This window comes from Bradyrhizobium tropiciagri, assembly GCF_018130545.1.
Classification (GTDB): Bacteria; Pseudomonadota; Alphaproteobacteria; order Rhizobiales; family Xanthobacteraceae; genus Bradyrhizobium; species Bradyrhizobium tropiciagri_A.
The window spans coordinates 733,313-755,131 of the sequence record NZ_JAFCKF010000001.1 but is presented as its reverse complement, the minus strand read 5'-3'; the positions used below and the strand labels follow the sequence as shown (position 1 = coordinate 755,131).

The 21,819-nt window shown below is 64.8% G+C and carries 21 protein-coding genes; 14 read left to right on the top strand and 7 right to left on the bottom strand.

The window, feature by feature from the left end:
• Positions 1–52: 52 nt before the first annotated feature.
• On the bottom strand, positions 53–1,276 hold the full coding sequence (locus JQ616_RS03660; RefSeq protein WP_349629944.1) for an MFS transporter: 1,224 nt from the start codon (positions 1,274–1,276) through the stop codon (positions 53–55).
• Here JQ616_RS03660 and JQ616_RS03655 point away from each other — a divergent pair.
• Positions 1,256–2,371: an AraC family transcriptional regulator gene (locus JQ616_RS03655; RefSeq protein WP_349629943.1), complete on the top strand. Its 1,116-nt coding sequence runs from the start codon at positions 1,256–1,258 to the stop codon at positions 2,369–2,371. The genes JQ616_RS03660 and JQ616_RS03655 overlap by 21 nt on opposite strands.
• A 145-nt stretch (positions 2,372–2,516) precedes the next feature.
• Here the strand turns inward: JQ616_RS03655 and cysC are convergent, their stop codons facing one another.
• Entirely contained in the window at positions 2,517–4,436 is a 1,920-nt protein-coding gene (gene cysC / locus JQ616_RS03650) for an adenylyl-sulfate kinase (protein WP_212012306.1), read from the bottom strand.
• A 49-nt stretch (positions 4,437–4,485) separates the two neighbouring features.
• The gene (gene cysD, locus JQ616_RS03645; RefSeq protein WP_212013131.1) at positions 4,486–5,280 is read right to left on the bottom strand and encodes a sulfate adenylyltransferase subunit CysD; all 795 of its coding nucleotides are present in this window, start codon (positions 5,278–5,280) and stop codon (positions 4,486–4,488) included.
• Positions 5,281–5,527: 247 nt separating this feature from the next.
• On the opposite strand from cysD, the gene cysG reads away from it, so the two are divergent.
• From cysG to JQ616_RS03585, 12 genes are all read left to right on the top strand, one after another.
• Positions 5,528–6,979 (top strand): siroheme synthase CysG, encoded by a 1,452-nt coding sequence (cysG, locus tag JQ616_RS03640; protein ID WP_212012304.1) that lies wholly within the window; start codon positions 5,528–5,530, stop codon positions 6,977–6,979.
• Positions 6,976–7,293, top strand: coding sequence for a DUF2849 domain-containing protein (locus tag JQ616_RS03635; protein WP_194458265.1), 318 nt, complete (start codon positions 6,976–6,978; stop codon positions 7,291–7,293). The genes cysG and JQ616_RS03635 overlap by 4 nt, the downstream gene beginning before the upstream one ends.
• A gap of 27 nt (positions 7,294–7,320) precedes the next feature.
• Complete coding sequence (locus JQ616_RS03630) at positions 7,321–8,976, top strand: nitrite/sulfite reductase (protein WP_212012302.1); 1,656 nt, start codon at positions 7,321–7,323, stop codon at positions 8,974–8,976.
• Positions 8,963–9,478, top strand: coding sequence for a DUF934 domain-containing protein (locus JQ616_RS03625; RefSeq protein ID WP_212012300.1), 516 nt, complete (start codon positions 8,963–8,965; stop codon positions 9,476–9,478). Before JQ616_RS03630 ends, JQ616_RS03625 begins: the two co-directional genes overlap by 14 nt.
• A complete protein-coding gene (locus tag JQ616_RS03620) occupies positions 9,475–10,206 on the top strand; it encodes a phosphoadenylyl-sulfate reductase (RefSeq protein WP_212012298.1) in 732 nt (243 codons plus the stop codon). Before JQ616_RS03625 ends, JQ616_RS03620 begins: the two co-directional genes overlap by 4 nt.
• Positions 10,207–10,392: 186 nt before the next feature.
• The gene (locus JQ616_RS03615) at positions 10,393–11,394 is read left to right on the top strand and encodes a sulfate ABC transporter substrate-binding protein (RefSeq protein ID WP_212012296.1); all 1,002 of its coding nucleotides are present in this window, start codon (positions 10,393–10,395) and stop codon (positions 11,392–11,394) included.
• A 12-nt stretch (positions 11,395–11,406) separates the two neighbouring features.
• On the top strand, positions 11,407–12,246 hold the full coding sequence (cysT, locus tag JQ616_RS03610) for a sulfate ABC transporter permease subunit CysT (RefSeq protein ID WP_212012295.1): 840 nt from the start codon (positions 11,407–11,409) through the stop codon (positions 12,244–12,246).
• A 9-nt stretch (positions 12,247–12,255) separates the two neighbouring features.
• Positions 12,256–13,218 (top strand): sulfate ABC transporter permease subunit CysW, encoded by a 963-nt coding sequence (cysW, locus tag JQ616_RS03605; RefSeq protein WP_212012294.1) that lies wholly within the window; start codon positions 12,256–12,258, stop codon positions 13,216–13,218.
• Complete coding sequence (locus JQ616_RS03600; protein WP_212012293.1) at positions 13,208–14,254, top strand: sulfate/molybdate ABC transporter ATP-binding protein; 1,047 nt, start codon at positions 13,208–13,210, stop codon at positions 14,252–14,254. The genes cysW and JQ616_RS03600 overlap by 11 nt, the downstream gene beginning before the upstream one ends.
• Before the next feature lie 210 nt (positions 14,255–14,464).
• Positions 14,465–14,962: a CAP domain-containing protein gene (locus tag JQ616_RS03595; RefSeq protein WP_212012292.1), complete on the top strand. Its 498-nt coding sequence runs from the start codon at positions 14,465–14,467 to the stop codon at positions 14,960–14,962.
• Between the two features lie 105 nt (positions 14,963–15,067).
• Positions 15,068–16,249: a DUF3734 domain-containing protein gene (locus JQ616_RS03590; RefSeq protein ID WP_212012291.1), complete on the top strand. Its 1,182-nt coding sequence runs from the start codon at positions 15,068–15,070 to the stop codon at positions 16,247–16,249.
• A complete protein-coding gene (locus JQ616_RS03585; protein WP_092118875.1) occupies positions 16,249–17,037 on the top strand; it encodes a 3-hydroxybutyrate dehydrogenase in 789 nt (262 codons plus the stop codon). Before JQ616_RS03590 ends, JQ616_RS03585 begins: the two co-directional genes overlap by 1 nt.
• Before the next feature lie 94 nt (positions 17,038–17,131).
• Here the strand turns inward: JQ616_RS03585 and JQ616_RS03580 are convergent, their stop codons facing one another.
• The 3 genes from JQ616_RS03580 to JQ616_RS03570 all read right to left on the bottom strand — a co-directional run bounded on the left by JQ616_RS03580 (position 17,132) and on the right by JQ616_RS03570 (position 19,921).
• Positions 17,132–17,416, bottom strand: coding sequence for a hypothetical protein (locus JQ616_RS03580; protein WP_212012290.1), 285 nt, complete (start codon positions 17,414–17,416; stop codon positions 17,132–17,134).
• A gap of 32 nt (positions 17,417–17,448) precedes the next feature.
• Complete coding sequence (locus JQ616_RS03575) at positions 17,449–18,831, bottom strand: oligosaccharide flippase family protein (protein ID WP_212012289.1); 1,383 nt, start codon at positions 18,829–18,831, stop codon at positions 17,449–17,451.
• Between the two features lie 253 nt (positions 18,832–19,084).
• A complete protein-coding gene (locus JQ616_RS03570; protein ID WP_212012287.1) occupies positions 19,085–19,921 on the bottom strand; it encodes a protein-disulfide reductase DsbD domain-containing protein in 837 nt (278 codons plus the stop codon).
• 136 nt (positions 19,922–20,057) lie between these two features.
• Here JQ616_RS03570 and JQ616_RS03565 point away from each other — a divergent pair, with 136 nt between their 5' ends.
• A complete protein-coding gene (locus JQ616_RS03565; protein WP_212012285.1) occupies positions 20,058–20,729 on the top strand; it encodes a YqgE/AlgH family protein in 672 nt (223 codons plus the stop codon).
• 153 nt (positions 20,730–20,882) lie between these two features.
• Here the strand turns inward: JQ616_RS03565 and JQ616_RS03560 are convergent, their stop codons facing one another.
• A complete protein-coding gene (locus JQ616_RS03560; RefSeq protein WP_212012283.1) occupies positions 20,883–21,770 on the bottom strand; it encodes a TauD/TfdA dioxygenase family protein in 888 nt (295 codons plus the stop codon).
• Positions 21,771–21,819: the final 49 nt, after the last annotated feature.

Genomic DNA, 21,819 nt, shown 5'->3' with positions numbered 1-21,819 from the left:
CTTAAAGCCACGGCTCTGAGAAGGCCCCGCCCGTTACCTTCAGGCGGGGAGGTCAGGGCGCCCTGGTCCGCACCTTGGCAGCAATCAGCAGCACGGCGAGCAACAGGGGAATTGCACCCGCCACGAACACGGCCGGAGCGCCCATCAGGTCAAGGACCAGCCCGCCGCCCGCCGCACCCGTGGTGATGCCGAGGAAAATCGACGCCACGGTCATTCCGGTTCCGCTTTCAGTCTCGTCGGGCACCATGCGGGTGATCCAGGTCGTCGTCGCCACGGGCACGCCGCTGAAGGCGAAGCCCCAGAGCGCGACCAGCACCAGAGCGGGCACAACGTCCTTCCCGTAAGCCGCAAGCAACAGGCCGACCAGGCTGATCGCCAGCGGCATTACGATCAGCGTGAGCTTGAGTTTGCGCTCAGCCAGCAGGCCGCTCACGAAGGAGCCGAGATAGTTGGCGACGCCGAAGGCGAGCAACGTCGCGGCGACGCCGGCTGCGCTAAGCCCGGTCACGTTTTCGAGGAAAGGACGGATGTAGCCGAAATAGGCGAAATGTCCGGTGAAGACCAGGGTTGCCGCCAGGATGCCGGCGCCGATCCCCGGCCGTGACAGGATCTCGATCAAGGTGCCGAGCCCGGCTTCTCCCCTTGGAGCCAGACGCGGCAAGACCAATGCCTGCACGACGAAAACGAGTCCGGCAAATGCCGTCGCCAGCAGGAACACGGCACGCCAGCTCATCACCTCGCCGAGATAGCTGCCAAGCGGCACGGCAATGATCATGGCGGCAGGAACGCCGCTCATCACGATCGACAGAGCGCGTGGGACCAGCGGCGTCGGCACCAGTCTGATCGTCGTCGCAGCCGCCATCGCCCAAAAGCCGCCGAGGGCAAGCCCGAGCACGATCCGCGCCGTGAGCAGGAAGGTGATGTTCGGCGCCAGCGCCACCAACAGATTGGAGATCGCCAGAAGGACAGCGAAACTGAGCAGCACCGGCTTTCGATTGAAGTTGCGTGTCAGTGTCGGTGTGAACAACGCGCCCACCAGGCCGGCGAGAGAGGTCGTCGTCACCGCCTGACCGGCGAGCCCCGGACTCACGCCGAGATCCCTCGCCATCGGCGTCAGCAATCCGGACGGCAGGAACTCCGCCGTCAGAAGCGCGGTGACACCCAGCATCATGGCGGCGACCGCACCCCAGGCGGGCTCTTTCGCGAGGAGCGGCTCAAGCGCGACGTCGCGCGGCACCGGCGCAACCACATCGGTGTGCGCCAGAGCAGGGTCCACTTCTTGATCCATCGACCAAAACTTCCATTTCTATGCTGCGTTGCCGCAGACATAGGCTGGAGGTTTTGGACAATCTATGCCACAAACACTCCAATGTTTGATCGATCGTCCAAATCGCCTGTCGCCGATCCGACCGATGCCGCCGTCGATCTGGTGAGCGAATTGTTGCTCGGGATGAGGCTTGAGGGCGTTTACTACCGTCGGCTCCAGACCAGGGCACCCTTCGGGTTACGCTTTGAAACGCCGTACGGCCGCGCACAATTCCACTTCGTCGCCCATGGCACGGCGCTGCTGCGCTACGCCGATGCGACGTTGCTGCCGCTTGGATGCGGTGACGCGATCTTCCTGCCGCGCGGCGGCGCGCATGATCTCGTCTCGGCCGCGGACGAGCCGAGTTGCGACGTCGAGCGTTTCAAGACCGAGACGCTCTGCGGCAATGTCGATGTGACATCGGCCTGCCCTGAAGGATGCCCGCAGGACGAATCGGTTCTGATCTTCAGCGCCTGCATGAATTTCGATCTTGGCGGCATGCGCCCGCTCATCGCGCTGATGCCGGAGGTGATGCGGGCCGACACGTTGCTGGCACGCCAGCCGGAAATCGAACCGATGCTGAAGGCGATGGAGCGAGAGACCTGCACGCCGCGGGCCGGCTCCGTCGGTGTCACCGCGCGGCTCGCCGATGTGCTCGCCGCGTCGATCGTGCGAGGCTGGGTTGAACGCGGCGGCGACAATGCCGTCGGTTGGTTCGAGGCGTTGCGTGATCCGCGGCTCGGTCGCGCTATCGGCGCGCTGCACCGCGCGCCCGGCCGCAACTGGACGGTGGCCGAATTGGCCGCGGAAGCAGGCTGCTCGCGCTCGTTGTTTGCCGAACGCTTCCAGTCAATGACCGGGCAATCGCCGCTGCGCTATCTTGCCGAACTGCGCATGCGCCTCGCGACGCAGTGGATCGAGCATGAGCGGCAGCCGATCGACCTGATCGCGCAGCGGCTTGGCTATGCGTCGCAGGCAGCCTTCAGCCGCGCGTTCAAGCGTGTCACCGGGCGATCGCCGGGGATGGTGCGGCACGCGATCGGAAGCCAACGCGCGGCGGAATAGGCGTCAATCGAACCGGTTGTGACTCTGCTGTCATGCCCCGCTTCAAGCGGGGCATCCAGTACGCCGCGGCCCATCGGCTCAATAACTGCTGTCTCTGGAATACCGGATCGCCCGGTCGGAGCCGGGCGATGACAGGTGAGCAAGATCAGATATTCGCCGCGAGGTCGGTCAGCTCGTCGAACAGGATGCCGGTGGTGGTCAGCATCCGCTCGATCTCGTCGGTGGCTTCAGTCACCGAGCGGTTCGAGGTGTCGATGGTCAGTTCGTTGCCGGTCGGCGGCTGGTAGTCGTTGGTGATGCCGGTGAAGGACGGCAGTCCGCCGGAGCGGGCCTTGGCGTAATGGCCCTTGGGATCGCGGGTCTCGCAGACCTCGGCAGGCGTCGCGACATAGACTTCGCGGAACGCGTTGTCGGCGATGCGGCGGGCGGCGGCACGGTCGGCAGCCGACGGCGACACCGCGGCGACGATCGCGATATGGCCGTTGCGTGCCAGATGGGTCGCGACCTCGGCGAGGCGGCGGATATTTTCAGCACGATCCTGCGGCGAGAAGCCGAGATCGCTGTTCAGCCCGGCGCGGACGGTGTCGCCATCGAGCAGGATCGGCGAGCCGCCATTGCCGAACAGGCGCCGTTCCAGCGCGCGAGCCAAAGTCGACTTGCCCGAGCCGGGCAGGCCGGTCAGCCAGATCACCGCGCCGTTGTGATGGTAGCGCGCCGAGCGTTCATCCGGGCGCAGCGCAGATTCCACCGGCACGATATCGACCGGCACCGCGGGCCGACCGGCGTCGACCGACAGCACGAGGCCGCCGCCGGCGATGCGGCCGTTGACCTCGATCACCAGGCGGCCGGTGCGCGGATTGTTGGTGTAGGGATCGGTCGCGACCGGTTGCGCCAGCGAAATGTCGATCTCGCCGACATGGTTGCGCGCGATCGCGCTGTTCTCTTCGTTGGACAGTGCGCCGGGGTCGACCGCCTTTTCGATCGCGACCACGGTGGCGCGGCTTTCCTTGGTGCCGAGCCGGATCAGGATCTGCTCGCCCTTGGTCAGCGGCTTGTCGTGCAGCCAGAAGATCCGCGCGCGGATGCGGCGGGTGTCGCGCGGGCTCTGCCCGGAGTGTCCGATGATGTCGCCGCGCTCGAGGAACAATTCGCGGTCGAGCGTAATGCCGACCGAGCGCCCGGCGCCGTGCGGGCCGTGCAGCGGCGTCACCGGCCAGCTCTCGACCGTCTTGATCCTGGCGATCTTGCCGGTCGGCATGATGACGATCTCGTCGCCGGCCTTCAGGCTGCCGGACTCGATGCGGCCCGCCACGATGCGGCGGTCGTCGAATTTGTAGATCGCCTGCACCGGCAGCCGCAGCGGCAGCTCCACCAGCGGGCGGGCCGGCTCCAGCGCATCGAGCGCCTCGACCACGGTCGCGCCCTTGTACCAGTCGATCCGCGGCGTGCGCTCGGCAACGCCATCGCCGTCGCGCGCCGAGATCGGGATCACCGCGGTCGGCGTCACGCCGAGGCCGATCAGATGCGCCGAAATCTCGTCGCTGATCTCCTTGAAGCGGTCGGCGCTGAAATCGACGCGGTCCATCTTGTTGACGACGATCGCGACCTGCTTCACGCCGAGCAGATGCAAGAGATAGCCGTGGCGGCGGGTCTGGTCGCGCACGCCTTCCAGCGCGTCGATGATCAAGACCGCGCCGTCGGCCTGCGAGGCGCCGGTGATCATGTTGCGCAAGAACTCGGCGTGGCCGGGTGCGTCGATCAGCACGACGTCGCGCGAGCGGGTGCGGAAGCGGATCTGGGTGGTGTCGATGGTAATGCCCTGGTCGCGCTCGGTCTGCAGCGCGTCGAGCAGGAACGACCACTCGAACGGCATGCCGCGCCGCGCGCTCACCGCCTTCAGCATCTCCAGCTTGCCGTCCGGCAGGCTGCCGGTCTCATGCAGCAGGCGTCCGACCAGCGTCGACTTGCCGTGATCGACATGGCCGACGATGACGATGCGCACCTGCGGCCGCGTCGTGCCGTTGGGCGTTGCCGAGATCGAGGCGGTGGGAAGGATCATGTTCATCGGAACGCTCGCAACGAGTGGGAAAGCCAACTTTTGCTTCGGGTGGTGATCAGAGATAGCCGGCGACACGCAGCCGCTCGAACGCATCCTCGGTCTCGTGGTCGAGCGCCCGACCGGCGCGCTCCGGGATCTTGGTGGCGTCGAGTTCGGCGAGGATCTCGTCGATGTTGGAGGCGGTCGAGGCGACCGGGTTGGTAATGTCCTGATCGCCCAGCGAGCGGTAGCGCTTGCCGTCCTTGGCGAGATAGAGCGGGATGATCGGAATGCCTTCGCGCTTGGTGTAGGCCCAGATGTCGGCCTCGGTCCAATGCAGGATCGGATGGATGCGCAGATGCGCGCCCTGCGGCGGCGAGGCGTTGAACTGGTCCCAGAATTCCGGCGGCTGGTCGCGGACATCCCATCCGCCTTCGGTGCCGCGCGGCGAGAACACGCGCTCCTTGGCGCGGGTCGCCTCTTCGTCACGGCGGATGCCGGCGATCAGTCCGTCAAAGCCGTATTTGTTGAGCGCCCACTTCAAACCTTCGGTCTTGCGGGCGGCCGAACGTGCAGCCGGCGGCAGCGTGGGGTCAACCGCGTCGATCGGCGGGCAGGGCTCGACGCGCAGGTCGAGGTCCCATTCCTTTCCGAAGCGGTCGCGGAACGCGTACATCTCCGGAAACTTCTTGCCGGTGTCGACATGCAGCGCCGGGAACGGGACGCGACCGAAGAACGCCTTGCGCGCCAGCCAGATCATCACGTTGGAATCTTTGCCGAGCGACCACAGCAGCGCGAGCTTCTTCAGCCGGGCGAACGCCTCGCGCAGGATGTAGATGCTCTGGGCCTCCAGCTCGTCGAGATGATCCATCGACGGAGGGGCCTGATTGGCCGGAATCCCCGGCACGGAAGATGCATTGCTGAGGGCTGCGGACCGCGTCCTGGCGGCGACGGATTCGTTGTCGAGAAGATGCATCTCTTGGCCTTGGCCTGTGGAGTTGAAAATTCTAAAGTTGCGCTGCAATAGAGAAGAAATAATTTTCTCTTTGCTGGGCTTGATCGAGAGATAAATAGAAAATAATTTCAGTCAACCCCCAAATTGGGGAAGCGAGTGTCTGATGCGATATCTGCCGGTGTTTCTGGATCTGCAAAGCGGCAAGGTGCTGCTCGTTGGAGCGGGCGAGCTGGTGCGCGCGAAATTGCGGCTGCTCGCAGCCGCTGGCGCCGCTGTGCGCTGGTACGCGACCGACGGTGATCATGAGCTTGCCGGCATCGCGGCCGAGGACGCCGCGCGCATCGAGCGCGCCGACGGCGATCCGCTCGCAGCCGATCTCTCCGATGTCATTGCCGTGCTCTGCGCCGGCGCCGGTGACATCGGCGTCGCGATGTCGGTGCGTGCCAAGGCGATTGGCCTGCCGGTCAACGTGATGGACGATCTGGTGCACTCCACCTTCATCATGCCGGCGATCGTCGATCGCGGCGATGTCGTGGTCGCGGTCGGCACCGGCGGCACGTCGCCGGTGGTGGCGCGCCGCATCCGCGAGAAGATCGAGGCGGTGCTGCCGGCACGGATCGGCGATCTCGCCGGTTTCATCGGGCGCTTCCGTAAATCGATGCATGCGCGCATCGACGAGTTTCCGCTGCGCCGCCGCTTCTGGGAGCGCATCGTCGATGGCCCGATCGGCGCGCTGGTGCTGGCCGGCCGCAACGACGAGGCCGAGCAGGCGTTGAACGCGATCACCGATCCCGCTGCCTTCGCTGGCGCAAGCGCGGAAGGCAAGGCTGTTGGTCATGTGACGCTGGTCGGCGCCGGTCCCGGCGATCCGGATTTGCTCACCGTGAAGGCACTGCGCGCGCTGCAGGATGCCGACGTGGTGTTCTATGACGAATTGGTATCGACAGAAATTCTCGACCGTATCCGCCGCGATGCCGCGCGCATCCCGGTCGGCCGCCGCGTCGGCAAGCCCGGCATTGGCCAGGACGCGATCAATGCATTGATGATCGAGGCCGCGCAGTCGGGCCAGCGTGCGGTGCGGCTGAAGGGCGGCGATCCCTTTATCTTCGGCCGCGGCGGCGAGGAGATCGAGGCGCTGCGTGACGCCGGCGTCGCTTACTCCATTATTCCCGGCGTCTCGGCCGGTCTCGGCGCGGCTGCCCAGTTCGAGGTGCCGCTGACCTTCCGCCACGAGGCGCTGCGCATCACCTTCCTGACCGCGCACAAGGCGCGCGATGCCGAGGTGGTCGACTGGTCGGTGCTCACAGACAAGAAGATGACCGTCGTCGTCTACATGGGCATGACGGCTGCGCCCGCGATCCGCGAAGGCATGCTGGCCGCGGGCCGCTCGCCGGAGACGCCGGTTGGCGTGTTCGCGCGCGTGACCCGGCCGGACGCCAAGGCTGTGGTCGGCACGCTGGCGCGATTGCCCGAGCTCGTCAAACAGGTCGATGGCGGTCCCGCCGTGCTCATCATTGGCGACGTGGTCGCGCATTCCGCGCCGTGGAGCCGATCCAACGTCACCCAACTGTTCTCCAACCAGATGTTCTCCGAACTGCTGAAAGCTGCCGAATGACCTCTCCGCTCGAACAGAAGAAAATCAAGATCACGGGCCCCTCGGTGGTGACCGCCAACCGCACCTGGGATGGCGCCGTCGTCTACCGCACCGCCAAGCAAGGCTGGTCCACCGAACTCGCCGACTCCGCCGTCGTCAGCACTTCCGACGATGCGCGCGCGTTGCTGGCCGAAGCCACCGCCGACGATGTCGGCGCGGTCGGCCCCTATATAGCGCCGGTCGAGCTCAAGGATGGCGGCAAGGTCAAGCCCGGCAACCTTCGCGAACATATCCGCGCCAAGGGCGTCACCATCGATCTCCAGGTCCCCGCGTAAGGCGCGCCGGCGTAAGGCTCATCGAACATGTATGCTTATGACGAACTCGACCGCACGCTGATCAACGAGCGTGTTTCGGAATTCCGCGACCAGGTGAAGCGGCGCCTCTCCGGCGAGCTCACCGAGGACGAATTCAAGATCCTGCGCTTGCAGAACGGCGTGTATTTGCAGCTCCACGCCTACATGTTCCGCGTCGCGATCCCCTACGGCACGCTGTCGTCGAAGCAGCTGCGTCGCTTCGCCCATGTCGCGCGCCGCTACGACCGCGGCTATGGCCACTTCACGACCCGGCAGAACATCCAGTTCAACTGGATCAAGCTCGCCGAGCTGCCGGACGCGCTGGCCGATCTCGCCGAGGTCGGCATCCACGCGATGCAGACCTCCGGCAACAACATGCGCAACGTCACCTCGGACCAGTGGGCCGGCGTCGCGCCGGGCGAGATCGAGGATCCGCGGATCTGGTCGGAGCTGATCCGCCAGCACACCACGCTGCACCCGGAATTCTCGTTCCTGCCGCGCAAGTTCAAGATCGCGATCACCGCCGCCGAACACGACCGCGCGGCGATCAAGATCCACGATATCGGGCTGCGGCTGCACAAGAATGCCGACGGCGAGACCGGCTTCGAAGTGCTGGTCGGTGGCGGCCTCGGCCGCACCCCGTTCATCGCCAAGACAATCAAGCCGTTCGTGCCCGGTCGCGATATCCTCAGCTATATCGAGGCGATCCTGCGGGTCTACAACCAGTACGGCCGCCGCGACAACATCTACAAGGCGCGCATCAAGATCCTGGTACACGAGCTCGGCATCGAGAAGTTCGCCAAGGAAGTCGACGAGGAGTGGAAGGCGATGGGCGATGTCGGGCTGACGCTCGATCACACCGCCATCGAGGAGGTCCGCTCGCGCTTCTCCTATCCGGCCTACGAAAAGCTGCCGCACATGCCGGACGAGCTGAAGCAGGCCGCGCATGATCCGCTGTTCGAGCGCTGGCGCAAGAACTCGGTGTCGGCGCACAAGGTGCAGGGCTATTCTATCGTGACGCTGTCGCTGAAGCCGGTCGGTGGCCCGCCCGGCGACGCCAGCGCCGAGCAGATGGACGCGGTCGCCGATCTCGCCGACAAATATTCGTTCGGCGAGATCCGCGTCGGTCACGAGCAGAACCTGGCGCTGCCGCACGTCGCCAAGCGCGACCTGCCGGCCCTGTTCAAGGCGCTCGACCGGCTCGGCCTTGCGACGCCGAACGTCAACCTGGTCACCGACATCATCGCCTGCCCGGGGCTCGACTACTGCTCGCTCGCCAATGCGCGCTCGATCCCGATCGCGCAGGAGCTGACGCGCCGCTTCGCCAACCACGACACCGCCGACCTGATCGGCCGGCTGCACATCAACATTTCCGGCTGCATCAACGCCTGCGGCCATCACCATGTCGGCCACATCGGCATTCTCGGCGTCGAGAAGAACGGTGAGGAATTCTACCAGATCACGATCGGCGGCCGCGCCGACGAGAACGCGCAGTTGGGCACCTTGATCGGCCCGGCCGTTCCCTATGCGGAAGTCGCCGACGTGATCGAAGACATTGTCGAAGCTTATCTCGCGCTGCGCGACCGTCCCGAGGAATTGTTCGTCGACACGGTGAAGCGTCTGGGCGTCGAGCCTATCAGGGAGCGCGTCTATGCCACTCGTTAAGCAGGGAAGACTGACCACCGATCTGTTCGTGCATGTCGCCGACGGCGCCGAGCTGCCGGGCGATGGCGCGGTGCTGGTCACGGCTGAGCGCTTTCTCGCCGATCCGGAGGCGCTGCTGCGCCGCACCGGCAAGGTCGGCGTGATCTGGCCGAATAACCGCAATCTCGACGATCTGGTGCCGCATCTCGATCGTGTCGCCTCGGTCGCGCTGGTGTTTCCGACCTTCCGCGACGGCCGCGCCTACAGCCAGGCGCGCCTGCTGCGCGAGCGCTACGGCTATGACGGCGAGCTGCGCGCCACCGGGCAGATCCTGCGCGACCAGTTCGTGTTCATGACCCGCGCAGGCTTCGATGCCTTCGAGGTGAAAAAGGATGCCGACGCCGATGCGTTCGCCGCGACCATGAAGCGCTATTCGGTGTTCTACCAGCCGACCGGCGACGGCCGCGTCACCGCACTCAACCGCCGCATGCAGCTGCGCCACTCGGAGAGTGCCGGCCAGTGAGCACGCTTGCATCAGAGCTCGCGCCTGCGCAGGCAAGCGGATTGCCGTCCGCCAATGCGCTTGATCGCGCGCTGCGCACCGCATCGCCCGCCGAGGTGATCGCGGCGGCGCTCGAGGCGGTCGGACGCGAGCGCTTGGCGCTGGTGTCGTCGTTCGGCACTGAATCTGCCGCGCTGCTCAAGGTGATGGCGGATGTCGATCCAGCGATCCCGGTGGTCTTCCTCGACACCGGCTGGCTGTTCGAGGAGACGCTGGCCTATCGCGACACGCTGATCAAGACGCTCGGACTCACCGATGTGCGCTCGATCAAGCCCGACGAACAGGCGCTGGCGCGTCTCGATCCGGATCGCGAATTGTGGTTCAGCGATCCCGACGCTTGCTGCCGGATCCGCAAGGTCGAGCCGCTGGCGCGCGCACTGAAGCCGTTCGCGGGCTGGATCAACGGCCGCAAGCGATTCCAGGGCGGTGCCCGTGCCGACATTCCCGTCGTCGAGGACGACGGCGCCAGGCTGAAATTCAATCCGTTCGCCAATGTCTCGCGCGAGGAGATCGAGGCGATCTACGCGCTCGGCAAGCTGCCGCCGCATCCTCTTGTCGCATCGGGATATCAGTCGGTCGGGTGTATGCCTTGCTCGAGCCGGGCTGCTGCCGGCGAGGATGCCCGCGACGGCCGCTGGCGTGGCCGCGCGAAGACGGAGTGCGGCATCCACACAATGAAGATGTCGTAGAGCGCGATCCGGCCAAGGCGCGATGATAGTCATCGCAATTTGGCGACGTGACAAAGCCTTCGCGGCGCGGCGGCTTCGTAGCACAAGCGCGCTGCGCCGCTGAAAACAAAGAAAACCGGTTTCGTTGACTTCAGGCCACTTCACCGTGAGTTATGTCTGACGTGTTCCCTGACATTCTCAGGTTGAATGGAGACCGAAATGATCCGTCGTTTGCTGCCGCTGGTCGTGGGATTGTTGTGGGCGAGCTCGGCCTTCGCGGCTGACATTTCGCTGCTCAACGTGTCCTACGATCCGACGCGCGAGCTCTATGTCGATTTCAACAAGGCATTCGCGGCGGCCTATCAGAAGGACACCGGCAAGAGCGTCGAGATCAAGCAGTCACATGGCGGTTCGGGCTCGCAGGCGCGTTCGGTGATCGACGGATTGCAGGCCGATGTCGTCACGCTGGCGCTGGCCTATGACATCGACGCGATCGCCGGCAAGGGTCTGATTGCCGCGGACTGGCAGAAGCGCCTTGCGCTCAATTCCTCACCCTACACCTCGACCATCGTGTTCCTGGTACGCAAGGGCAATCCGAAGGGCATCAAGGATTGGGACGATCTGATCAAGCCCGGCGTCGCGGTGATCACGCCGAACCCGAAGACCTCGGGTGGCGCGCGCTGGAATTACCTCGCGGCCTGGGGCTACGCGCAGAAGAAGTTCGGTTCAGCCGACAAGGCGAAGAAATTCGTCGCCGACCTCTACCAGAACGTTCCGGTGCTCGACACCGGCGCGCGCGGCTCGACCGTGACCTTCGTCGAGCGCGGCGTCGGCGACGTGCTGCTGGCGTGGGAGAACGAGGCCTTCCTGGCGCTGCGTGAATTCGGCGCGGACAAGTTCGAGATCGTGGCACCGCCGCAGTCGATCCTCGCCGAGCCGCCGGTCGCCGTGGTCGACAAGGTTGCCGATCAAAAGGGCACCCGCGCCGTCGCCGAAGCCTATCTGAAGTATTGGTACACCAAGGAAGGCCAGGAGATCGCCGCGCGCAACTCCTACCGGCCGCGCGATCCCGAGATCGCCAAGGAGTACGAAAAGTCCTTCGCCAAGGTTGAACTTTTCACCATCGATGACGTTTTCGGTGGTTGGGCCAAGGCGCAGAAGGAGCACTTCGCCGAGGGCGGCATCTTCGATCAGATCTACAAGAACTGATCGACAGGGGGGATGGTGAGCACAGCGGTCGCACGACGCAGTACGTTGCCGGGGTTCGGTCTCACCATGGGACTGACCCTGACATGGCTCTCCGTCATCATCCTGATTCCGTTGGCCGCGCTGTTCCTCAAGACGTTCGAGCTCAGCCTCGATCAGTTCTGGGGCATCGTCACCAGCCGCCGTACCCTGAATGCGCTGAAGATTTCGTTCGGGCTGTCGTTTGCGGCCGCCTGCGTCAATCTGGTGATGGGCACCATCATCGTCTGGGCGCTGGTGCGCTATCGCTTTCCGGGCCGGCGGCTGTTCGACGCCATCGTCGATATTCCCTTTGCCTTGCCGACGGCGGTCGCCGGCGTCGCGCTGACACAGCTGTTTGCGCAAAAGGGTTGGCTCGGCGCGCCGCTCGCCGAGCTCGGCATCAAGGTCGCGTTCACGCCGATCGGCATCTTCATCGCGATGATCTTCATCGGCATTCCCTTCGTGGTGCGCACGGTGCAGCCGGTGCTGATCGATCTCGATCCCGAGATCGAGGAAGCCGCGGCGAGCCTCGGCGCCAACCGCTGGCACACAGTGTTTCGCGTCATCCTGCCGAGTTTGATTCCGGCGCTGCTCACCGGCTTTGCGTTGGCCTTCGCCCGCGCCATCGGCGAATACGGTTCGGTGATCTTCATCGCCGGCAACCTGCCCAATGTCTCCGAGATCGCACCGCTGTTGATCGTGATCCGGCTGTCCGAATTCCGCTACGCCGATGCCACCGCGATCGCGGTCGTGATGCTGGTGGCCTCGTTCCTGATCATCTTCCTGATCAACCGGCTGCAGCGCTGGGCGCAGGCCCGCATTCCCGTGCATTGAGGCTCAAGAATGTCGATGCAGACGGGATTGGTGACCTCGACGCCGCAGCTGCGGACCTACGCGCCCACGACCGATGTCAGCGTTGCCGCACCGGCGCCGCGGCTCGAGATCGTGCGTGCCGAGCCGGTCACGGCGCGGCGCGATCCGCGCACGGAGCCGGGCCCGATCCGCCTGGTCATCATCGCGCTCGCGATCACCTTCCTCAGCGTCTTCGTCGTGCTGCCGCTGGTCGTCGTATTCGCGTCGGCGTTCTCGAAAGGCGTCGTCGCCTATTTCGCGGCGTTGGCCGAGCCCGAGGCGCTCGCCGCGATCAAGCTGACGCTGTTGGTCGCAGCGATCTCGGTGACGGTCAATCTCGTGTTCGGCGTGATCGCGGCCTGGGCGATCTCTAAGTTCGAATTCACCGGCAAGACCTTCCTGATCACGCTGATCGACTTGCCGTTCTCGGTCTCGCCCGTGATCTCGGGCTTGGTCTTCGTGCTCTTGTTCGGTGCGCAGGGCTATTTTGGGCCGTGGCTGCAGGCGCATAATGTCCACATCCTGTTTGCGGTGCCCGGCATCGCGCTGGCGACGATCTTCGTGACCTTCCCGTTCGTGGCGCGCGCGCTGATCCCGCTGATGCAGGAGCAGGGCACCCAGGAGGAGGAGGCCGCGATCTCGCTCGGCGCCTCCGGCTTGCAGACCTTCTTCCGCGTCACGCTGCCCAACATCAAATGGGGCCTGCTCTACGGCGTCCTGCTTTGCAATGCGCGCGCGATGGGCGAGTTTGGCGCGGTGTCGGTGGTGTCAGGCCACATCCGCGGCGAGACCAACACGATGCCGCTGCTGGTCGAGATTCTCTACAACGAATACCAGTTCGTCGCGTCGTTCGCGATCGCATCGCTGCTCGCGATGCTGGCGCTGATCACGCTGGTGGCGAAAACCATTCTCGAGCGACGGCTCGACGAGGCAGAGGTGCCCGATGGCGATTGAAGTCAAGAATATCGTAAAGCGGTTCGGCAGCTTCGCCGCGCTCGACAATGTCGATCTCAAGGTCGCCGACGGCGAGCTGCTCGCGTTGCTCGGCCCGTCCGGCTCCGGCAAGACCACGCTGCTGCGGATCATCGCAGGGCTCGACTGGCCCGACTCGGGCGAGGTCGCGATCGATGGCGAGAATGCGCTGTCGCGCGGCGCCAGCGAGCGTCAGGTCGGCTTCGTGTTCCAGCACTATGCGCTGTTCCGCCACATGACGGTGTTCGAGAATGTCGCCTTCGGCCTGCGCGTGCAGCCGCGCGCGATCCGCAAGGACGAGGCGACGATCCGCGCCCGCGTCAAGAACCTGCTCGATCTGGTGCAGCTCGATTGGCTCGCCAACCGCTATCCCAGTCAATTGTCCGGCGGCCAGCGTCAGCGCATCGCGCTGGCGCGCGCGCTGGCGATCGAGCCGCGCATCCTGCTGCTCGACGAGCCGTTCGGCGCGCTCGATGCCAAGGTGCGCAAGGAACTGCGGCAATGGCTGCGCTCGCTGCACAACGAGATCCACGTCACTTCGATCTTCGTCACCCACGACCAGGAAGAGGCACTCGAAGTCGCCAACCGCGTCGTCGTCATGGACAAGGGCAAGATCGAGCAGATCGGCTCGCCGGGCGATGTCTACGACAATCCGGCGACCGCCTTCGTGCACGGCTTCATCGGCGAATCCATCGTGCTGCCGGTCGATGTCGCCGGCGATGCGGTGCGGCTGGACGGCCGTCCGCTGAACATTCCGGCACTCGGCGCCGCGTCCGGCGCGGCCAAGTTGTTCGTCCGCCGTCATGACATGGCGGTCGGTCCGGCCGGAACCGGCGCGCTGGAAGGTGCCATCCGGCATGTCCGCTCGTTCGGTCCGATCCAGCGCGCCGAGGTCGCCCTGTCGGGCAGCGAGGGCAAGACCGTGATCGAGATCGACGCCCCCCGCGACCGCGAATTGCAGGCCGGCGAAATCGTCTCGCTGCAGCCCCGCCGCTACCGGATCTTTGCCGCGCAATAAGTCGGGCTACGGTTTCAACCACTGTCATTCCGGGATCCTGCGGAAGCACGAGACCTGGAATCCCGAGACCCGGAGTCCCGAGATTCCGGGTTCGATGCTACCGCATCGCCCCGGAATGACGGCCTTTGCTGGCCAAAAGTTAGCCCCTGTTCACCATTCAGCCACGGTTGGTATGCAACAACGGCGGGCCAACCTTGGGGGTTTTCACCTGTGAAACGGACGACGGTCGCCCTGTTCGGGCTTCTGGTGCTTGCCGGCTGCGGCACGGACACCAAAATCCCGGAAGAACCGGCCATGTATCTCAACATGGCGCAGCCCGGCGCCGTGCTGGACAGCCAGGCCGCCGCGATCATGTTCTCGCAATACCGCCAGAACAACGGCCTTGGCACCGTCGTGGTGGATCCGGACCTGACCAGGCTCGCCGAGCAGCAATCGCAGGCGATGGCGGCCCGCAACAAGATGGACCATGACGTCAAGGCCCCGCTCGGCAAGCGGCTGGAGGCCGGCGGCTATCCCGCAACCATCGCGGTCGAGAACATCTCGGCCGGCTATCACACGCTGGCGGAAGCCTTTTCGGGCTGGCGCGATTCACCGCCGCACAAGGCCAACATGCTCAAAAGCGGTGTCACAAAAATGGGCATCGCGGCCGTCTATGCTCCCAACACCAAGTACAAGGTGTTCTGGACGCTCATTTTGGCGGCAACCTGATTTCGATAAATTCCGCGTGATCTAACCCCTTCATCTCGCTGATTGACGCGGCTGCGAACAGCCGCCACGGTGCGGCTCACGTCATTTCTGACCGAACGGTTACGAATGGATACTTCGGATTCCGCGCCGGCCTCGACGCCCGCGCAAGCGCAGCGTGTGCTGGTTCTTCAGGGCGGCGGTGCGCTCGGCTCCTATCAGGCCGGCGCCTTTCAGGCGCTCTGCCATGCGGGCTTCGAACCGGAATGGATCGCCGGCATCTCGATCGGCGCCATCAATGCCGCGATCATTGCCGGCAACGAGCCCGACAAGCGCGTGCCGAAGCTGAAGGAATTCTGGGAGATGGTGTCGGCGCCGGTGCCGTGGAATCCGGTCTCGAACCATGAACGCGCCCGCTCGCTGTTCAACGAGACCTCTGCCGCCATCATCGCGACCTTCGGCGTGCCGGGCTTCTTCACGCCGCGGATTCCGCCGGCGCCGCTGTGGCCGCCCGGCAGCTCGCAATCGCTGAGCTATTACGACACCGCGCCCTTGAAGAAGACGCTGGAGCGACTCGTCGACTTCGATCGCATCAACGACCTGAAGACGCGGCTGTCGGTCGGCGCGGTTGGCGTCACCTCGGGCAATTTCCGCTATTTCGACAATTATGAGTTCAAGAAGCTCGGCAAGAAAATCGGCCCCGAGCACATCATGGCCTCGGGCGCGCTGCCGCCGGGCTTTCCCGCCGTCGTGATCGAGGGCGAGCATTACTGGGACGGCGGCATCGCCTCCAACACTCCGCTCGACTTCGTGCTCGACGAGGAGACCAGCCGCGATCTCCTGATCTTCCAGGTCGATTTGTTCAGCGCCCGCGGACCGTTGCCGGAGACGCTGCTGGAGGCCGCCGAGCGCGAAAAGGACATCCGCTATTCCAGCCGGACGCGGATGAATACCGACAAGAACAAGCAGGTCCACAACGCGCGCATGGCGGTGCGCGACCTGATCGGCAAGCTGCCGGATTATCTGAAGAACGATCCGTCGGTCGAGCTGCTGCGCAAGGCGTCGAAGGAGAACACCGTCACGGTGGTTCACCTGATCTACAAGAGCAAGAATTACGAGAGCTCATCGAAGGACTACGACTTCTCCCATGTTGCGATGGTCGAGCACTGGGGCGCCGGCGTGCGCGACGTGCATTTGTCGATGCGTCACAAAGAATGGCTAGAACGGCCACAGTCCGGGGAAACCATGGTGACTTACGACCTCACGGGGGATGAACCCACTCCCCCGCAAGCAAATAGGAGCGACCGATAATGGGTACGTTGACAGGCAAGACCGCCGTTGTGACCGGCTCGACCAGCGGCATCGGATTGGCTTACGCGCGCGCCTTCGCCGGCGCCGGCGCCAACATCGTTCTCAACGGCATGGGCGTTCCGGCCGACATCGAGAAGGAACGCTCCGGCATCGAGACCGACTTCAAGGTCAAGGCGGCCTATTCGCCGGCCGACATGACCAAGCCGGCCGAGATCGCCGACATGATCGCGCTCGGCGAGAAGACCTTCGGCTCGGTCGACATTCTCGTCAACAATGCCGGCATCCAGTTCGTGTCGCCGATCGAGGAATTCCCGCCGGAGAAGTGGGAAGCGATCATCGCGATCAATTTGTCTTCGGCGTTCTACGGCATCCGTGCCGCGGTGCCCGGCATGAAGAAGCGCGGTTGGGGCCGCATCATCAACACGGCTTCGGCGCACTCGCTGGTCGCCTCGCCGTTCAAGTCGGCCTATGTCTCGGCCAAGCACGGCATCGCCGGCCTGACCAAGACCGCAGCCCTCGAGCTCGCGCAGTTCAAGATCACCTGCAACTGCATCTCGCCGGGCTATGTCTGGACGCCGCTGGTCGAGCACCAGATTCCGGAGACCATGAAGGCGCGCAACATGACCAAGGAGCAGGTCATCAAGGACGTGCTGCTCGCCGCCCAGCCGACCAAGGAGTTCGTGACCTCGGAGCAGGTCGCAGCGCTCGCGCTGTTCCTGTGCGGCGACGATGCCGCGCAGATCACCGGCGCCAATCTCTCGATCGATGGCGGCTGGACCGCGGAGTAATCCGCGCGCCGGATTTGTCGGCATAAGAAAAAGCCGGCCCTGATTGGATCAGGGCCGGCTTTTGCTTTCCATGTGATGATCGCCGGGCTAGCCGTCAGGCATCTGACCCGCTCTCTTTCTCAGACTTTCGCTGCCCAGCCACCAGCCGCTTCATGCTCTCCAGGATGTCATCCTCGTCCGCGCCGGAGCCGGCGTCGGGTTTGACGTCGATGGACGTGATCGCGGCTTCACTGATCTGCAATTCGACTTCGGACGCGACGTGCTGGTGGCCCCGCAATGCGTTCTCGATCGTGTTAGCCATCGACAGCAATTCGTCCTGCGCCGACTTCGGCCAGGACTGCACGCGATCAAACAGGTCTTTCAGCTCGGTGGCGCTCATGGCGGCAATTATATACCGCGTTCGGCCGAAAGCTATGCCGCCGGCCGCCGCTTCCCGAACGCCAGCACGTGCAGGCCGAGGCGCGAACGCACCACGACGAACAGCAGGATGGTCTCGAAGGTCAGCGACAGCGACGTCGAAGCCGCGGCGCCCATGCCGCCGTAACGCGGGACCAGTGCGATGCAGAGCCCGACATTCATGAAGAACGACACCGCATAGGCGGTGGCGCAGATGCTCTGGTGGCCGAGCATGTTCAGGAGCCGCTCCACCGGGCCGATCGCCGAGCGCACCACGAGCCCGATCGCGGCGACGAACATGATGCTGTAGCCGTCGACGAATTTCGGGCCGAACAGCCAGAGCAGCGGCTTGCCGAAGGCGAGCAGGGCGATGGTGGCGAGCAGCGAGGGCCAGAACGTCCAGCTGATCGCGTGCGCGACATAGGCCGACAGCCGGTCCTTGTCGCCGAGCGCGTTGTACTCGGCGAAGCGGTGTGCGGTCGTCGCCGACATCGCGTAGTGCACGAACGACACCAGCGCCAGCGTCTTCACCACGGCGAAATAGATGCCGACTTCCTCGGAGGAGCGGAATTGCTGCAACATCAGCACGTCGGTGTAACCGAGCAAGAGATAGAAGCTCTCGACCAGCATGATCGGCAGCGAGATCGCGAACCAGCCTTTGATGTCGTAGGTCTTCTCGCCCACCCCGTGATGGGCGGCAAGGCGGCGGTTCAGCACGATCATCTGGCCGATCGCTGCGATATACACCGCCGCGGCGCTCGCGATCATCGCAGCGGTGGCGCCGAGATTGAGGCCGAGCGCCAGCGCGCCCGCGGTCAGCGCGATGATCAATCCCTGCCGCACGATGAATTGCGGCATCAGGCCGAGCTGCATCCAGTCATGCGCGCGCGAGATGCCGTCCTGAGTGTTGGCGACCACGAAAGGCGGCAAGGTCAGGCAGCCGATATAGAGCGGCACGATTGCGTTGGGGTCGATCCAGGGCGAGGCGATATGGATCACGCCGGCGAGCAGCAGCGCGACCGTGCTGGACGCGGCAAGCACCACCCAGCGGCCGCCGGAGAGAAAGCCGCGCAATGCGGCGAGGTCGCCGCGCGCGCGATACTCCGGAATGATCTTCTGCGAGGACGGCGCGATGCCGAAATCCATGGTGCTGCCGAGCAGCAGCACCCAGGTCCAGACATAGACGTAGATGCCGTAGTCCGAACCGCTCATCCAGCGCGCCAGCAGGATCTGCGCGAGATAGGCGATGGCGGCGCTGATGACGCGGATGACGAAGATCATGCCGGCGAGGCGCTTGGTGACCGACGCCTCCTTGGTGCCGCCGAGCAGCCGCGCAACGAGGCCGCGCAGGCGTGCGGCGGGGCCCGATGGCGCAGAGGTTGCTGATTGTGTCTCCATCACAGCCAAGGCGGAAAATTCCCAAAGCGCCGCAAGGCGGCAATGGGCTCCGATCTATCAACGAAACGTTAAGATAGGGTTGGGTGACGGGATGTTCCCATCTTGCGTCATCCCGGCGAAAGCCGGGATCCATAACCACCGGGAACAGTTGGTACGCACACTTGGTCCCCAGCGTGCCTCGAACAGCGGCCGCGGGTTATGGGCCCCGGCCCCCGTGCGCAACTGCGCACCAGGCCGGGACGACGCTGAGGCGTCAGTTCAAATTGATATTGAATTCGTAGCTTTTGTCGCCGCCGACCAGCGTCAGCTTCAGTGCTGCGCCGTTTGGGGTGGCGCCGGGCGGCAGGCCGTCGAGCTCGAAGGAGAAGCGCTTCACGCCGGGCGGCGCGTGTTCGACGAGCTTCGGCACCGGCAGTGCCCAGTCGGGCGTCGGCCCCTCCACGAACAGGCTGAGGTCCTTTGCCTCCGGCGCGGTGACATCGACCAGCACGTTGTTGCCGTCGCGCTTGACGTCGCGGATCGTGACCGGGGCGGGGTCGCCGATATTGGCGGGCTTCGGCACTGCGTTGAGCGCTTCCGACAGCGCGGCGTCCTCGGTCGATGCGACGCTGGCGAAGGCGAGCTCCGCCTTCGCTTCCACCGGCACGCACAGCTTCTCGCACACCGCGTAGTTGATGTCGGCGCGCAGCACCAGCGGCTTGTCCGGATTCTTCGCGACGATGCGGAGCGGCAGCACGACCTGGTGCTTGTAGCCGAGCGAGGTGCCGCCGGCGCCGTCGTCGAACTGGCGTGGGGCCGGCCACATCACCGTCACCGCATCGACATTGTCAGACCTGGAGAAATCGAACCGCGGCGGCACGCCGGAATCGCCGGGCGTCCGCCAATAGGTTTTCCAGCCGTCCTGCAATTGGAAGGCGATGCCGCCGAGCAGCACCGCGCCGCTGCGCGATCCCGCGAGCAGCCGCACCGCGGAGTGGGTGTCCTGCTGCCACGGCGAGGCGTCGTCGGCGCGAACTTCCGTTGCGACAAAGGCGACGGATATTAAGCTGGCAATGCCAAATGCGGCCCGCAAGGGAACTGTGACGATCATGAGACGTCTTTACCTGCAACTTTCGGTGCAAACCATTGAATTGCTTGTGATGCATCGCCGCACTGCGGCCGATGGTTGATTGACAGAACCGCCACCCAATATCAGGATGCCAAATCAGCAGGAAAGGCCTTTGCGGATGCGCCCTGAAGGCAAAACAGGCAAGACAACAGGCAGGCCTCGTAAGACCGCCGCCAGCCGAAACCCGGCCGTCGGTCCCGATGCCGGCGACGATGGCTACCTCGATGGCCAGATGCTGATCGCGATGCCTGTGATGAACGACCCGCGGTTCGAGCGCTCGGTGATCTACATGTGCGCCCATTCATCCGAGGGCGCGATGGGCATCATCGTCAACCGCCCGGCCGGCAGCATCGATTTCCCCGGCCTTCTGGTGCAGCTCGACATCATCCAGAAGTCGGACCAGATCATGCTGCCCGAGAATGCCGAGATGATGAAGGTGATGAAGGGCGGCCCGGTCGACACCGGCCGCGGCTTCGTGCTGCATTCCAGCGACTTCTACATCCAGGATGCGACGCTCAACATCGACGACGGCATTTCGCTCACCGCGACCGTTGATATCCTGAAGGCGATCGCCAAGGGCTCCGGGCCGAAGCACGCGATCCTCGCGCTCGGCTATGCCGGCTGGGCGCCGGGCCAGCTCGAGAACGAGATCCAGCACAATGGCTGGCTGCATTGCGACGCCGATCCGGAGCTGATCTTCGGCACCGATGTCGACGAGAAATACGCGCGCGCTTTGCGCAAGATCGGCATCGAGGCCGGCATGCTGTCGAACGACGCCGGCCACGCGTAGCGCCATACCCACCACTGTCGTCCCGGCGAAGGCCGGGACCCATAACCACAGGGCGTCGTTGTGGTGCCGAGCTGGGGCCACAGCCTCGTGCAATCATGAGCAGTCGGGGTAATGGGTCCCGGCCTTCGCCGGGACGACGCATATAATTTGCCGCTACTCCGCCGCTTCCTGCGCCACTGTCGGCTGGGTACCCGCCACCGTCGCGCGGCGCATGTCGCGGGGCTGCGCCTGGTCGTAGCGGCGGACGCGATGCACAGTCTGGCGGTTGTCCCACATCACGAGGTCATGCACCGTCCATTTGTGTACGTAGACGAACTCCGGCTGCGTCGCGTGCTCGGTCAGGTCGCGCAGCAGTACCCGCGCCTCCGGCATGCTCATGCCCCGGATGGCGCCGGCATGCGAGGACAGATACAGCGACTTGCGGCCATGCCCCGGATGCGTGCGCACCAGGCGCTGCAGCACCGGCTTGAACATCGCCTTTTCCTCGTCGGTGTAGTCGAGGAAGCCGAGCGAACCGCGCGAATACATCAGCGAGTGTTCGCAGATCATGTCTTCGATCTCGGCCTTGGTCTCGTCGTCGAGCGCGTCATAGGCCGCGCGCATGTCGGCGAATTCGGTGTTGCCGCCCTTCGGGTTCACCACGCGCGCCGACAGCAGCGAGAATTTCGCCGGGATCGGCCGGAACGAACTGTCGGAGTGCCACAGGCAGTTGCCGAGGTTGAACAGATGGGTGCGGTGATCCTTCGGCAGCGGCTTGCCGTCCTTGCCGAGATTGGAGACATCGTTGAGTCCGGCGGAGAGACGGTAGTCCTCCTTCTTGGCGATGGTGCCGCCGCGCGCATCTTCGCGCTCGCCGAAATTCAGCGCGAACGCCATCTGCTGATCGTCCGTGATGTCCTGACCGTGGAAGACGAGCACGGCGTATTTATCCATGCCGGCCTCGATGTCGTTGGCTTCCTGCTTCGTCAGCGGCTTGCGCAGGTCGACGCCGGAGACCTCGCCGACGAAATGCTTGTGAAGCTGCCGGATCAGGACCGTCATGGCGCGTATCTCCCCGTGCTCTTGCGGGCGGTTGTCCCGCTTCGTTTGA